This is a genomic window from Bradyrhizobium ontarionense, from assembly GCF_021088345.1.
GTDB classification, from domain to species: domain Bacteria; phylum Pseudomonadota; class Alphaproteobacteria; order Rhizobiales; family Xanthobacteraceae; genus Bradyrhizobium; species Bradyrhizobium ontarionense.
This window is the reverse complement of record NZ_CP088156.1, coordinates 4,093,860-4,108,158: the sequence shown is the minus strand read 5'-3', so window position 1 is coordinate 4,108,158 and position 14,299 is coordinate 4,093,860. Positions and strand designations below refer to the sequence as shown.

Sequence of the window (14,299 nt, the reverse complement as noted above, 5' to 3'; positions counted from 1 at the left end):
CATGTTTCGGGCGTCGGATTCGATTGCAAAACCGGTATCGGTTTTGCAAGAAACGCGCGCCGGTCCGAAAACAGGACGACACCAGCGACAGAGATCAAGGGGTGGCGACGTCTTAGGTGCGCCGCCCTTTCCGCGTCGACAACAGTTTGAGTAGAGCAGGCGGGCGCCGCGATGCCAAGGGCGAAGTTGCCACAGGCGGAAGCGGGCGCGTTTCGGGAGCAATGAATGGCCACGAAGGCAAAGACGCTGCAGGTGAAGGACAAGGAAAAGGACGACAAGGCCGCCGACGCTCCCGAGAAGGACGCCGCCGATGCGCCTTCCCCGTTGCTCGACCTGTCGGACGCCGCCGTCAAGAAGATGATCAAGCAGGCCAAGAAGCGCGGCTTCGTGACCTTTGATCAGCTCAACGAGGTCCTGCCGTCCGACACCACCTCGCCGGAACAGATCGAAGACATCATGTCGATGCTCTCCGACATGGGCATCAACGTGACCGAGGCCGAGGAGGCCGACGAGGCCGAGGAGAAGGACGACGGCGAGGACGAGACCGACAACGAGCTGGTCGAGATCACGCAGAAGGCCGTCACCGAGGTCAAGAAATCGGAGCCCGGCGAGCGCACCGACGATCCCGTGCGCATGTATCTGCGCGAGATGGGCACCGTCGAGCTGCTGTCGCGCGAAGGCGAGATCGCCATTGCCAAGCGCATCGAGGCCGGCCGCGAGGCGATGATCGCAGGGCTGTGCGAAAGCCCGCTGACCTTCCAGGCCATCATCATCTGGCGCGACGAGCTCAACGAAGGCAAGATCTTCCTCCGCGACATCATCGATCTCGAAGCCACCTATGCCGGCCCGGAGGCCAAGGGCGGCATGAACCCGCAGATCGCGGCACCCGTGCCCGGTGATGCTGATCCCGCCGAGGGCGGTGCGGTGCAGGCCGCGGTCGCGCCGCCGGCGGCGCCGCCGCAGCCGACCCCGTTCCGCTCGGCCCCGACTGGTGCGCCCGACGCCGTCGAGAAGGATCCGGCCGAGGCTGCCGCCGAAGCCGACATGGACGACGACGAGTTCGAGAACCAGATGTCGCTCGCCGCCATCGAGGCCGAGCTGAAGCCGAAGGTGGTCGAGACCTTCGACAAGATCGCGTCCGAGTACAAGAAGCTGCGCCGCCTGCAGGAGCAGGACATCGCCAACCAGCTGCAGAGCGAGTCGCTGTCGCCCTCGCAGGAGCGCAAGTACAAGAAGCTCAAGGACGAGATCATCGTCGAGGTGAAGTCGCTGCGCCTCAACCAGGCCCGCATCGACTCGCTGGTCGAGCAGCTCTACGACATCAACAAGAAGCTGGTCTCGTTCGAGAGCCGGCTGATGCGCCTTGCCGATTCCCATGGCGTGGCGCGCGAGGACTTCCTGCGCAACTACCAGGGCTCGGAGCTCGATCCGCGCTGGCTCAACCGCGTCTCGAAGCTGTCCGCCAAAGGCTGGAAGAACTTCGTCCATTACGAGAAGGACCGCATCAAGGATCTGCGCCAGGAGGTGCAGTCGATGGCAGCCCTCACCGGTCTCGAGATCGGCGAGTTCCGCAAGATCGTGCACTCGGTGCAGAAGGGCGAGCGCGAGGCCCGTCAGGCCAAGAAGGAGATGGTGGAAGCCAACCTCCGGCTCGTGATCTCGATCGCCAAGAAGTACACCAACCGCGGCCTGCAATTCCTCGATCTGATTCAGGAAGGCAACATCGGCCTGATGAAGGCGGTCGACAAGTTCGAGTACCGCCGCGGCTACAAGTTCTCGACCTACGCCACCTGGTGGATCCGGCAGGCGATCACGCGCTCGATCGCCGACCAGGCCCGCACCATCCGCATCCCCGTGCACATGATCGAGACGATCAACAAGATCGTCCGCACCTCGCGCCAGATGCTGAACGAGATCGGCCGCGAGCCGACCCCGGAGGAACTCGCCGAGAAGCTCGGCATGCCCCTGGAGAAGGTGCGCAAGGTCCTCAAGATCGCCAAGGAGCCGCTGTCGCTCGAAACCCCCGTGGGTGACGAGGAGGACAGCCATCTCGGCGACTTCATCGAGGACAAGAACGCGATCCTGCCGATCGATGCCGCGATCCAGTCCAACCTGCGCGAGACCACCACGCGCGTGCTGGCCTCGCTGACCCCTCGCGAGGAGCGCGTGCTGCGCATGCGCTTCGGCATCGGCATGAACACCGACCACACGCTGGAAGAAGTCGGCCAGCAGTTCTCGGTGACGAGAGAGCGTATTCGTCAGATCGAAGCGAAGGCGCTGCGGAAGCTGAAGCATCCGTCGAGGTCAAGGAAGCTGCGGAGCTTCCTCGACAACTAATTCCGATCGTCATGCCCGGGAAGACCCGGGCATCCATCGATTTGAAGCGGCGGGCCGAAAGGTCCGCCGTTGACTTTTGGGAATGTCGCTAGCGATCGATCGAACAAGGAGTTTTCGATGTCGTCGGCTCTCTTTGCCACCATGCGCCTGCTCGACACGCTTGGTCTCCACTTCTTCATCGAACGAACGCGACCAGATACGATCCGGCTTTCGGTGACGTTGGTCGGTGAGCGGCTCGAGATCGATATGTTCGAAGATGACCATCTCGAATTTAGCCGCTTTCGCGGCAACGAGAGTGTCGAAGGTGGCTACGAGGAGCTGATGCTTTTCCTGCAGGCTCAGGCAGATCACAGTGAGAACTCTGCGAGTACGAGCATCCGCTAAGTATTCCTGGAGCCCGTATCGTAGTCGTTGATGACGTCACTCGAACGTTTCTGTCATTGCGAGCGCAGCGGAGCAAATCCAGAGTCACGCATGTCACTCTGAATCGCTTCACTCATTTGGTCCGTATTCGGCGCGACCAGATTTTCGTAGCGATTGGTAGGGTGGGCAAAGGCGCATGGCGTGCTGTATCGGTGCGCATTCGCTGAGTGCGCCGTGCCCACCGATTACGGGCGCTGCACCTGATGGTGGGCACGCGCCGCCTACGGGCGGCGCTTTGCCCACCCTACGGCGCCGGAGCTGAGCCACTTCATCTTCGGGAGTCGCGCTGGATCGTTGGTGCAGAAAAGTCAGCCTTCGCACGTCCGCACCTGTCCGCGCTGCGACGGGAAGAGACGGAACTTTACGCTGACGCGGAATGAAACGCGGCTGCTAGTCATCGGTGTCTTCACCGATCCGGCCTTCCATGCAGCACGACGAAATCTTATCATCGGCTCCCCACGCTTCCGCCAGCGCCGCCGCGATCTGGGCGCCCCTGCGCCCCTTCATCGCGGCCGAAGCGCGGCTTGCAGCGCGCGCAGCCAAGGCGCCCTGGATCGCAGCCCTCTACGAATTCCTCCGTTTCGGCGTGAAGCAGGGCTGGGCCTGTCTGTTCGGCGGCATCGCGGTGGCGTTGATGCTGCTGACGTGGCGGTTCTATCCGGCCAACGCACCGCTCGCGCGCTACGACTTCCTCTTCCTCTGCATGCTCGGCGTTCAGGCCGCGCTGCTCGCCACAAAGCTGGAGACCTGGGAGGAGGCGAAGATCATCCTGATCTATCACCTGGTCGGGACGGTGATGGAGCTGTTCAAGACCGCGACCGGCTCCTGGATCTATCCCGAGCCGAGCCTCATCCGGATCAGTGGCGTGCCGCTGTTCTCCGGCTTCATGTATTCCTGCATCGGCAGCTATCTCTGCCGCGTCTGGCGGCTGTTCGATTTTCGCTTCACCGGCCATCCGTCGCGGCGCTGGTTGATGGCCTTAAGCGCTGCGGTCTACCTCAACTTCTTCACCGACCACTATGGGCTCGATATGAGGCTCGTGCTGTTCGGCTGGGCCGCGCTGCTGTTCGCGCCGGCGACGGTGCACTTCAAGGTCTGGCGCGTGCACCGCTCAATGCCGCTGCTGCTGGGGCTTTTCCTGGTGTCGCTGTTCATCTGGCTGTCGGAGAACATCGGCACCTTCACGCGGGTCTGGCTCTATCCGCAGCAGGCGCACGGCTGGGCCATGGTGTCGCCCGCCAAGCTCGGCTCATGGTTTCTGCTGCTGATCATCAGCTACACGCTGGTCAGCCTGATCAACCGGCCGCGGGCGATGAACGTCAGGGAGAACGCGCTCCTGTCGGAGCGCCAGAAGCAAGCCGCGTAGTGCGCTGCCGTAGGGTGGGCAAAGGCGCGTGCACGGTGTTCCGGCTGGCGTCGGTGTCGCGCGCCGTGCCCACCGAGTTTCGCGGCAGGCAGCTGATGGTGGGCACGCGCCGCCTGACGGCGGTCGCTTTGCCCACCTTACGAAGCCGTGGGCTGGCCTACTTCTTCTTCGCGCCGACGCGCTCGAGGGACTTGATCTGAAGCGGCGGGCGGCCGGACTTTTCCGCGATCTCGCGGTCCTGCTCCATGATGAAGCCGCGCGCCGGCTCGTCGCCGTCGAGGCCGCCGAGCAGCTCGGCCGGGACGCGCCGGTTGGAGCGCTGCGAGCCGTCCTCGTAGGTGACGTTGAAGAAGGCGAATTCGCCTTTGGGATTGGTGCCGGGTTTTTTCGCCATGGATGGCGCTTTACGGCGGCAGGGCGCACCCGGTCAATGCCAGAAAATGCTTATCCGCCGCCCGAATTTGACTTTTTCGTCATATGGTTTTCGCGGAATCGGCCGGGCGCCCGGTGGGATCGCGGGCAGGCCAGGCGGCTTTCGAAAACTCCTCGATTTTGCCGGATGAAGGTGCGTTCATCGCGGCCCCGAACCTGCGATGATGCCTCTCCATGTCGATGCCCCAACTCACGGTCTGGTACAACACGCGCTGCCCGGTGTGCGACGCCGGTATCGACTGGCAGCGCAACAAGCTGCTGGCGCTGGTGAAGTCGGGGCGGGTCGCGTTCAAGGACATCAACGCCGAGCCGGAGGCGCTCAGCGCCTACGGCGCCGGCGTCGATGACGTCCGACGCCGCCTTCATGCGACCGACGAGGAGGGGCAGCTGACGACCGGCGCCGATGTCGCGTTGCTGCTCTGGGCGCTGACACCCGGTGAGGGCTGGCTCGCCACGCTGTTCGGCAACCGCCTGGTGCGGCCGCTGACGCGGTTCGGCTACGACCGCTTTGCGGATGTGCTGTTCGCCTGGAACAAGCGGAAAGGGCACTGGTGAGGGGGGAATGCCGGTTGGGCCGCCGCTGTCGCAGCGAGACCGGTGAGCTCCCCTCCCCCTCTTGCGGGGAGGGGTCGGGGGTGGGGGTCCACGAGTCGTGTCCTATGTGAGGAGCGCTCGAAATTGAGGACGTCAGTGCTCGCTTTGCATCCGGCCGCCGCAGCCGAGCCGCTCGGCGGGTCAAGCGCTGTCGGACCGTATTCCGTCCTTCCCGAACATTGGCGGCCTGGGAAAATCGAAGGCGCAACTCACGACGTTCAGCGCTTGCGGACCCCCACCCCCGACCTCTCCCCGCTGCCGACAATCGCTGCGCGATTGCGGCGTGGGGGAGGGGAGCTCACTGCCATCGGGGTGATATCTCGAAGGGGTGATATCTCGACTCTAACGCCGCCGCGCCTTCACCCGTGCGTGTGCCCGGGTGCCGCCGCGATGATCGTCGTCATCGTCACCGCTGCCGAGCGCCATGATGGCCGTGCCCATCGCGGTCGAGCCGAAGGTGACGAAGAACGAGCCCAGCAGCAGGCCGATCGCGACGCCGGGCGAGTGATCGGAGAAGATGAGATGGCGCAGGCCCCAGGGATCGAGCACGAGCAGGCCGCCGACCAACACCACGGCCATGCCGAGGCCGAGCGCGAGGTTGATCGCGAGCAGGCGAAACAAGGGCACCTGGAGCAGTCGGCGTTGTTGGTTGGGCTGCATCGGCGATCTCCCAGGGGATCGTGAACGACGATGGGAATGGTAGCATCGATGGCGGCAGGCTCAAGGCCGGAGCCGCCCGATAACGACATGGCTGTGTCGTCCTGGTGTCACGTCGGTTTGGGCCAGGGCAGGGACGCACGAGGTGATGTGGCAGCGGCGCGTGTCCGCCCAGGCCGCGATCCAACAACCGGCGTCGTCTGCGAAGGGCCCGGATGACAGGCGCACGCGCTTTCCCCTTGCTCCGTCATTCCGGGGCGCGTGGGCGCGACGAAATCGCGGAGCGATTTTGACGCGATCGCGCGAGCCCGGAATCCATGACCACAGGCAGACACGACCGGACGCCGTGGCCTATGGCTCAGCTGACCAACTCCGGCCTGCGAGTATGGATTCCGGGCTCGCCCGCTCCGCACCACATCAGCTTCGCTGATGTGCCACTCCGCGAGCGCCCCGGAATGACGGAGCAGGAGGAGAGTGCGAGCGCCTCAGAATGATGAACTCGTCCAGACCTGCGCCTCGGCCTCCAAACCTCAACCCGCTGCCTGTCTCACGCCGCCTCGCCCTCGGCGACGCCGTGCTGCCTGGCGATCACGGTCTGCCAGACGCTGGCGATGGCGCGCTGGGTCTCCGGTGCGATCAGGCAATGGCCCTCATTGTCGAAGCCGCAGAAGCGTGCCGAGGGATCGCGCCTCGCCTCGATCAGCGCCTTGTTGATCATCTCCAGCGAGGCCATCACCTGGCCGATGTTCTGCAGTCGCGTGTGATGCAGGATGTCGATCAGGCGGAACATCATGATCGGCGGCTGGCCCATCGCGATGCCGGGCCGGCCGAACTCGAAGAACACGTTCACCGCCGGCAGCAGGCCCTGGATCTGTGCCAGAATCTTCGCCGCATCGTCAGTCGTGCAGGCGACGAGATGCGCACCCTGCACGGGGAGCGCGGGCGCGGGCGGCGCCTCCGGGCCGAGGCCAAGACCTGCCAGCACCTGATGCTCGATCCAGCGCCGCACCTCCGGTGGCGCCGAGCGGATCTGGTCGGCGGAGAGGGTTATCCCGATCATGCGTCATCTCCTTTTGCCTCAGCTTAGAAAGCGACGATGGCGCGATCTTGATCCGGATCAAGCGACCGCCCGGACACCTTGCCTCAGGCACCCGCTTCAGGGCAGGGCGATCCCATATGGCGATCTTTGTTTTGCGCCCGTCTGTTTCCAAGTCGTCATGGCCGGGCTTGACCCGGCCATCCACGTCTGTTTGTCCTGGACAGAAAGGCGTGGATGCCCGGGCCTTCGCCGCGCCGAAGCGGCTTCGGCCGCGCAGGCGGGTCAAGCCCGGGCATGACGGAGTGGAGAGATCTGGGCACAAGCCTAAATCCTCATATGCGATCGCCCTGCGCTTCACGGCGCCACCAGCTCGACGCGGCGGTTCAGGGCGCGGCCGGCATCGGTCGCATTGCTGCCGACCGGAGCCAGCAGGCCCACGCCCGCGGTGCGCAGCCGCGCCGGCGCGATGCGGAAGCTCCTCGCCAGCTCCGCGGCAACGGCCTCGGCCCGCCGTCGTGACAAATCGAGATTGTAGTCATAGCTGCCCTGGTTGTCGGTGTGGCCGACGATGAAGACGTTCAGCTGCGGCTGGCCGGCGAGCAGCTGCGCGATCTGCTCCAGGGTCGGCCGGCTTTCCGGCCGCATGGTCGCCTTGTCGGTATCGAAATAGAGGCCGTACAGCGCGATGTGGCCCTTGTCGCCGAGGCCCTTCGCCATCTCGGCGGCGCTGACCATCTTGTTCTGCATCGCGCCCAGCTCGGCGATGGTGAGCTGGGCGGTGATCTGCTGATTGTTCTGGCTGACCAGCACGCTGGCATAGATCTCGCGGCCATCAGTGGCCTTGCGGCCGGCGAAATAGCGGTAGTCGAAGCCGTCGACCCACATCTGCGGCACTGGCAAGAGGTCGATCGCCTCGGTGAAGGGGATGGCGCCGCAGGGATCGGTGTCGCAGGCGAGCAGCGTCTCGAAGCCGGCCTTGGCGAGCTGGTTCTCGAAATTGCGCGACACTTCGAGGATCGACGGACCCGGCGCGGTGCGATACGCGATGCGGGTGATGCGGCCTTCCAGGCGCCGTTCGTCGGTCGCCTTGCCATCCTTGAACGGAGCCGCCTGCAGCCGCACCGCGTCGAAATCCTTGGCGACATAGCCGGTGATCACGCTGCCTGCGAAGCGGCCGATGCCGGGGAAGTCCCTTGCTCCCGCCACATCGCCGGGCTGGGCGGTCGCGGGCGCTAAGGTGTGACAGAGCAGAGCCGCGACCAGGGCCGCTTGCGCCCATGCACCGGGCCGAAACGTCATTCTCATGGGGACCTCTCCAGTCAAAAGGGCAGGGCTATCGCATATGACGGTCCAACTTTGAGTTCCGGCTCCCTCCACACCGTCATGGCCGGGCTCCGTCCCGGCCATCCACGTCGTTCGGCATCCTGGGAAGGACGTGGATGCCCGGGCCTTCGCCGCGCCGAAGCGGCTTCGGCCGCGCAGGCGGGACGGAGCCCGGGCATGACGACGTGGAGGCAGCGTAGCGAAACGACTCAGATCTTCATATGCGATAGCCCTGAGGCAAGGGGACCAACGTGTGTGCGTACAGAAGGGCGCAGCTCGATCGGCACGCGCCGAAGGAACGCGCTTTCGACGGAGGCCACGTCTTGGATGAGTGGCGGCGAGGCCGCGTTGCGTTCAAAGCGGCGAAGCAGGATGCGGATCGCTGACGATCCCTGCCGACTGGCCTGCCACGGCCAAATCGGGCATTGTGCTTGCCTCTCGGCGCCGGCCCGCCGTCATCATGCTCTCACGCAGGGATCTCTCTTCTCATGCTGATCTTCCGCTCGCTCATCGTTGCTGCCAGCCTCGCGTTTGCCTCGCCCGCTCTCGCCGCGCGCTGCGGCGGCGACTTCAACACCTTCATCGCGAGCTTCTCCGCGGAAGCGCAGAGCGCCGGCGTCTCCGGCGGCGTGGTCAGCCAGTCGCTGTCGGGCGTGACGCTCGATCCGGCCGTGCTCTCCTTCGACCGCCGTCAGCGCTACACCTTCAACAAGAGTTTTGAGCAGTACGTCTCGACCCGCGTCGGTCCCGGCCGCATCAATGGCGGCCGCGCCATGCTGCAGCGGCATGCGGCGCTGCTGTCGCGCATCGAGCAGCAGTACGGCGTGCCGCGCCAGATTTTGATTGCGATCTGGGGGCTGGAGACCGATTTCGGCAAGGGCGACATGGGCAAGCTGCCGGTGATCCGCACCCTGGCCACCCTGGCGCATGACTGCCGCCGCACCGAGCTGTTCCAGACCGAGCTGATGGCGGCGCTCAAGATCGTCGAGCGCGGTGATCTCACCCTGCGCGACCTGATCGGAGCTTTTGCCGGCGAGATCGGGCAGACCCAGTTCCTGCCGTCGTCCTACATCAAATACGGCGTCGATTTCGACGGCGACGGCCGCGTCGATCTGCGCCACTCCACCGCGGACGTGCTCGCCTCGACCGCGAACCTGCTGCACACCAACGGCTTCAAGATGGGGGCGTCCTACGAGGAGGGCTCACCGAATTTCGAAGCCATGCGCGAGTGGAACAGGGCCGTGATCTACCGCAAGACCATCGGCTATTTCGCCGATCAGCTGATGGGGCGGTAGCGCGCTGTTGTTAGCACACGCTGTCATGCCCCGCTCCCGGGTCTCGCCTCCGGCGAACCCGAGGACAGGCTCCGGCGGGGCATCCAGTACGCCGTGACGTCTCGGTTCAAGCACGGCTGCTAGTGGCCGCTTGGTCGCCGCTATCCGCGGACGACGATCAGGGCACGTCATTCCGGGGCGCGCCAACGGGCGCGAGCCCGGAATCCATAACCACAGGCAGACGTGGTGAGACACGGCTGTCGCTCCAGCTCTCGCCAAGCCAACATTCGTGGCTATGGATTCCGGGCTCGCACCGCCCACGCAAGATCGCTTCGCGATCCTGCGCGTCGGCGCGCCCCGGAATGACGACCAGATAGAGCGGGCCGCATATCCGCCATGCGCAAACTGCCCGTCGTGTTAGTTTGTCGCATGATGAGCGCTTGCACCGTCGGGCAAATCAGAAGCACATTTCCTGATGTCCCAGCCCGCCGGAGGGGCGTTTCGCGATCGTCACGAGGCGCGGGCTTGGGATGCGATGGGCGCAGTGGTCCGCAGCGTGGCTTTGTCCGCGCCGACGAACGGATCGATGCGCACGCCGAAATCGTGGCGTCCCGATACCCCGATGCTGGTATCAACTCACGACGAAGCTTCGCTTCGCGTGGGGATGGTGGCCAACAAGCCCGGCGCACCAGGGAGACCACGTATAAGGCGTCAAACCATTGCGCAGGGAGGGCCGGGTCTGTCCGGCTGAACCTGTGGTAACCGCCGCGTGCATTTTCTTTCGCACGCGGGCCGCAGGCCTCAGCCGAGGCCTGGCTCTCCCTGCGCCCTCCATCTCATGAGGGCGGCGATTGGCAAGACTCGGACGCATCACGCGCCGCGAGAACGATCTCGCCTGACGCGTCTCAGCTCACTGATCCCTCGCCGCCGCCTTCTCCAGCCGCTTCGCCATCACTTTCCAATACGTGCCCGGCATGAACCGCTGCAGCAGGTCCAAGAAGCGCGCGTCACCGCCAATCAGGATGCGCGGCTCGTTGCGTTCGATGCCTTGGATGATGCGCAGCGCGGCGTCGCGCGGGCTGGTCTTGGCGATCCGCTCGAAGCGCTCGATCGACTGGACGCGGCGGGCATTGTCGGTCATGCCGATCCCCGCGCGGGCGTTGCGTGCGATTGCGGTGGCGACGCCGCCGGGATGCACGACCGACAGCCTGACCGGGCTGTTGGCGGCGGCAAGCTCGTGACGCAGGCTCTCGGAAAATCCGCGCACGGCGAACTTGGCCGCGGCATAGGCCGACTGGCCGGGCGGCGCGATGATGCCGAAGATCGAGGACAGGTTGACGACATGCGCCTCGGCCTGGCGCGCGAGATGCGGCAGGAAGGCGCGCGTGCCGTGCACGACGCCCCAGAAATTGATGTTGAACAGCCACTCCATCTCGGCCTGGTCGATCTCATGGAAGCCGCCGAACAGCGCCACGCCGGCATTGTTGATGACGATGTTGAGGCCGGGATGGGCGCGGATCGCGTCCTCGGCGAATTGCGCGATGGCCGCCGGATCGCTGACGTCGAGCCGGTGCGTGGTCACCTTGCGGTCCTGCGCGGCGAGCTCGCGCGCCAGGCTGGCGAGGCCCGCCTCGTCGCGATCGGCGAGCGCGAGATTGCAGCCGCGTGCGGCCAGCTCCGTTGCCAGCGCGCGGCCAATGCCGCTGGCGGCGCCCGTGACCGCCGCCGCCGCTCCGTTGATTGCCGTCATCGCTGCATCTCGCCCTTGTTCTCGGTTCCATCAGCCGTTCCAAATTTTCCGGTCACTTTGCGTCACTTTTCCGCATTGGAACCGAACCATCCGGCGGCTTTGCTTTTAACCTACGTCACTTACGCGACGATGGAATCTTTGGAGGTGTTTGCATGGGACAGTCGCAGCCCTTTCGCGCAACGGCGCTGATCGTGGAAGACGATCCGACACAGTGCGAGATGATCGCTCTGCTGCTGGAGGAGAGCGAGTACGACGTGATCACGTGCGAGAGCGCCGAGGCGGCTGAACTGGTGCTGAGCAAGCCTGGCCACCGCGTCGTGCTGCTGATGACCGACGTCAATCTCGCAGGTCGCATGAGCGGCGTCGAACTCGCGCACATCGCGCGGGCGCGCCATCCGCACCTCAACATCGTCGTCACCTCCGGACGGCCGCTGTCGCAGCCATTGCCGGGAAATGCCAAGTTCTGGGCCAAGCCGTGGGCGCCGCTCGACGTGCTGCGTGAGGCCGAAATCACGCTCGAGCGCACGCCGGAGCTTCGGAGGAGGTTCGGCGAGGCGTAGGATCCGCTTCGGATCCCCTTGACGAACCGGCGCGGCATCCCATTTCTGGAAATGCGAATGGAAGGGGCGGCGGCGGGGCAATTGAAAGTGCGCCGCGAGGAGAGACCGGGTGGAAGCCGCGCTCCCACCCGGGAGTGCAACTACTTCTTCTTGGCAGCCTTCTTGGTCTTCTTCGCCGCTTTCTTGGTCGCCTTCGCGGCCTTCTTCGCTTTCTTCGCCATGGAATCCTCGTCAGGAGTTGATGGATTGCAACGCGACTTCGAGGCCTTGCCGGCGGACGGCCACCTGAGCTCAGGCCTCGGGAGACGATCCCAGCAGATTCGCGAAGCTCTGCCTCACGCTGTCACCAGGGCGCGTCGCCTTATCCACAGCTGATGCATCGATTGCGCGGTGCGAGGTTCGCAGATGCGGCCGGGCAGGGTTAACGGCGGGCAAATACTGTCTTCATTGATTCAAAACCAAGGCGCAATCTTGGTTGCGGGATTGAGGAGCCGTTAAGCCCGCCGCGGCCATGTTACCGCGAACCACAGGGAAGGTCATGAGAGCGGCGTTGCTGAACATCGGGGACGGGACTTGCGAAGTCCGGCGATCGGGATGCTGAACGTTCCGACGCTGTGGACCGCCTTCGCGATCAACTTTCTCGCGCTGGGCCTGATCTGGGCCTACGTCATGCGCAGCTATCCCAATCTGGATTCGGCCCGCTTCTGGACGGCGTCTGCGTTCGTGTGTGCGCCGGCAGCGATGCTCGCGCTGGCGCGGTTCTATTTTGGTTCGCTGCTCCCGCTGCTGGCCGGCGCCGCGCTGTTGACCTTCGCGATCTGCCTCGCGGCAATGGGCGTGGAGCGCTTCTACGGGCGAAAGGCGTCGTGGCGACTGAGCTTCGCCGTCGTCGGTCTGACCTGTGTTTCGATCGCATTCTTTCTCTACGTCTACGACAACAGCCCGCTGCGGATCCTGTGCTACTCGATCGGCCAGGCTGTGCCGATGGCTGTCATCGCGCGGCTGGTGCTCGATTCCAGACGGGGGCCGATCAATCCCGGCGCGCGGCTTGCCGGCCTGCTGTCGGTGCTGATCATCGCGGTGTTTGCCGTAAGGGCGGCTGGGAGCTTCATCGGCGTCGATTTCAACTTCAGCCGTTCCGGCATCGGCCAGGCCGCGGCGGTGCTGCTGCTGATCTTCCTGTCGATGTCGCTCAATTTCGGCTTCCTGCTGATGGCGGTGGATCGATTGCGCAACGAGGTCGCTGATCTTGCGCTGCTGGACGATCTCACCGGCGTCGCCAACCGTCGCCATCTGATGCAGCGCCTCGCCGAGGAATGCGCGCGTGCGGAGCGGTCCGGCCGGCCGTTCGCGTTGCTCGTGATCGACCTCGATGGCTTCAAGCTCATCAACGACAATCATGGGCATGCGGCGGGCGATGCCTGCCTGCAGCATTTCACCCTGATGGCGCAGACCCGGCTGCGCCCCGGCGACATGCTGGCGCGCACCGGCGGCGACGAGTTCTGCATCGTGCTGCCGTCGTCTGGCGTGCGCGAGGGCGAGATGATCGCGCGGCGCATCCTGCAGGTGTGCCGTGACGATGCAGAGGCCTGTGCCGGTGCCGACGTTCCGATCGAGGTGTCGATCGGCGTCGCCGAATGGACCCAAGATGTCGGCGCGTTCCCGGACCGCCTCATGGCGCGGGCGGACCAGGCGCTGTATGCGGCCAAGAAGGACGGCAAGAACGGCTATGCCGTCTATCAGGGCGAGCAGGAGACTCCTGCACTGGCGCCCGACCAGATCGAGGCGATGCTGGCACCCGAACCTCGTCAGGGTGCGGCTGTCGAGTGAGCGGTGCTATCGTCCCGGCCATGAAGCCGATCGCTCTCTCCGTTCGCGCAGCGCTTGCGCTGCTCGTTCTCCTTGTCTCTCTGCCGGTTTCGGCCGAGGACCTCGCCGCGCTCGCCCGAGCATCCGGCACGCCCGATATCCCCGGGCTGAGGATGGTCTGGCTCGCGCCCTGGGGCGACGTCACAAAAGCCCATCCCTGGACCAACATCATCGTCCACCAGACCGAGGGGCCGGCGGGGTCGGCGCGGGCAGGGGCGCTGGCGCAGGCCAAAAACCCCAAACGACGCGGCGTCACCCTGTGGGTGGAAACCGACGGCACGGTGTATTGGGCGGTCCCGGAAACCATGGTGACCTTGCATGGCGACGGCGCCAACCGCAACGACAACCGCTATATCGACAACGCTCCGACGTACCGCAAGGTCGTGCGTGACAATTCCATCGGCGTGGAGTTCGCCGGCAACTATCCCGACGTCACCACGCCCGCCACCGCGGCCCAGGTCGCAGCCTGGCGGGTGCTGTCGAAGGTGCTCCGGCTGCGCTACGGCATTGCCCGCGAGCGGGTCTATGCGCACAACTGGATCGATTACAAGGACGCCCGCTATTGCGAGGGCTGCGCGCTCGCCGAGCTCGCCCGCGCCGCCGCCGACTGATCATTCACATAACAAGAAGCCGGCGTTTCCGCCGGCTCCAGTCGCTTCCAAAAAGACCACCTTC

The 14,299-nt window shown here is 65.1% G+C and carries 14 protein-coding genes; 9 read left to right on the top strand and 5 right to left on the bottom strand.

Features of this window, described 5'->3' with window-relative positions:
* The first annotated feature begins 225 nt into the window (after positions 1-225).
* From rpoD to LQG66_RS18225, 3 genes are all read left to right on the top strand, one after another.
* Positions 226-2,337, top strand: a complete 2,112-nt coding sequence (gene rpoD, locus LQG66_RS18235; RefSeq protein ID WP_231327554.1) for an RNA polymerase sigma factor RpoD — start codon at positions 226-228, stop codon at positions 2,335-2,337.
* A 117-nt stretch (positions 2,338-2,454) separates the two neighbouring features.
* On the top strand, positions 2,455-2,721 hold the full coding sequence (locus LQG66_RS18230; protein ID WP_231327553.1) for a hypothetical protein: 267 nt from the start codon (positions 2,455-2,457) through the stop codon (positions 2,719-2,721).
* A 463-nt stretch (positions 2,722-3,184) separates the two neighbouring features.
* On the top strand, positions 3,185-4,126 hold the full coding sequence (locus LQG66_RS18225) for a DUF817 domain-containing protein (protein WP_231327552.1): 942 nt from the start codon (positions 3,185-3,187) through the stop codon (positions 4,124-4,126).
* Between the two features lie 157 nt (positions 4,127-4,283).
* On the opposite strand, the gene LQG66_RS18220 is transcribed toward LQG66_RS18225, so the two are convergent.
* Positions 4,284-4,520, bottom strand: a complete 237-nt coding sequence (locus tag LQG66_RS18220; RefSeq protein ID WP_231327551.1) for a hypothetical protein — start codon at positions 4,518-4,520, stop codon at positions 4,284-4,286.
* Positions 4,521-4,738: 218 nt separating this feature from the next.
* Between LQG66_RS18220 and LQG66_RS18215 the strand changes: the two genes are divergently transcribed.
* Positions 4,739-5,113: a thiol-disulfide oxidoreductase DCC family protein gene (locus LQG66_RS18215; RefSeq protein WP_231327844.1), complete on the top strand. Its 375-nt coding sequence runs from the start codon at positions 4,739-4,741 to the stop codon at positions 5,111-5,113.
* Between the two features lie 381 nt (positions 5,114-5,494).
* Here the strand turns inward: LQG66_RS18215 and LQG66_RS18210 are convergent, their stop codons facing one another.
* From LQG66_RS18210 to LQG66_RS18200, 3 genes are all read right to left on the bottom strand, one after another.
* The gene (locus tag LQG66_RS18210) at positions 5,495-5,812 is read right to left on the bottom strand and encodes a hypothetical protein (RefSeq protein WP_231327550.1); all 318 of its coding nucleotides are present in this window, start codon (positions 5,810-5,812) and stop codon (positions 5,495-5,497) included.
* Between the two features lie 544 nt (positions 5,813-6,356).
* Positions 6,357-6,869 carry a hypothetical protein gene (locus LQG66_RS18205; RefSeq protein WP_231327549.1) on the bottom strand — a complete coding sequence of 171 codons (513 nt, stop codon included), beginning with the start codon at positions 6,867-6,869 and terminating at the stop codon, positions 6,357-6,359.
* Positions 6,870-7,202: 333 nt separating this feature from the next.
* Complete coding sequence (locus LQG66_RS18200) at positions 7,203-8,147, bottom strand: OmpA family protein (RefSeq protein WP_231327843.1); 945 nt, start codon at positions 8,145-8,147, stop codon at positions 7,203-7,205.
* 512 nt (positions 8,148-8,659) lie between these two features.
* Between LQG66_RS18200 and LQG66_RS18195 the strand changes: the two genes are divergently transcribed.
* Positions 8,660-9,466 (top strand): lytic murein transglycosylase, encoded by an 807-nt coding sequence (locus tag LQG66_RS18195; RefSeq protein ID WP_231327548.1) that lies wholly within the window; start codon positions 8,660-8,662, stop codon positions 9,464-9,466.
* Between the two features lie 889 nt (positions 9,467-10,355).
* Here LQG66_RS18195 and LQG66_RS18190 read toward each other — a convergent pair.
* Positions 10,356-11,195 (bottom strand): SDR family NAD(P)-dependent oxidoreductase, encoded by an 840-nt coding sequence (locus tag LQG66_RS18190; RefSeq protein WP_231327547.1) that lies wholly within the window; start codon positions 11,193-11,195, stop codon positions 10,356-10,358.
* 152 nt (positions 11,196-11,347) lie between these two features.
* On the opposite strand from LQG66_RS18190, the gene LQG66_RS18185 reads away from it, so the two are divergent.
* From LQG66_RS18185 to LQG66_RS18170, 4 genes are all read left to right on the top strand, one after another.
* Positions 11,348-11,755: a response regulator gene (locus tag LQG66_RS18185; protein ID WP_231327546.1), complete on the top strand. Its 408-nt coding sequence runs from the start codon at positions 11,348-11,350 to the stop codon at positions 11,753-11,755.
* An 18-nt stretch (positions 11,756-11,773) separates the two neighbouring features.
* Positions 11,774-12,130, top strand: a complete 357-nt coding sequence (locus LQG66_RS18180) for a hypothetical protein (RefSeq protein WP_231327545.1) — start codon at positions 11,774-11,776, stop codon at positions 12,128-12,130.
* Between the two features lie 219 nt (positions 12,131-12,349).
* Positions 12,350-13,585, top strand: a complete 1,236-nt coding sequence (locus LQG66_RS18175; RefSeq protein WP_231327544.1) for a GGDEF domain-containing protein — start codon at positions 12,350-12,352, stop codon at positions 13,583-13,585.
* Positions 13,586-13,605: 20 nt separating this feature from the next.
* The gene (locus LQG66_RS18170; protein WP_231327543.1) at positions 13,606-14,235 is read left to right on the top strand and encodes a peptidoglycan recognition protein family protein; all 630 of its coding nucleotides are present in this window, start codon (positions 13,606-13,608) and stop codon (positions 14,233-14,235) included.
* Positions 14,236-14,299: the final 64 nt, after the last annotated feature.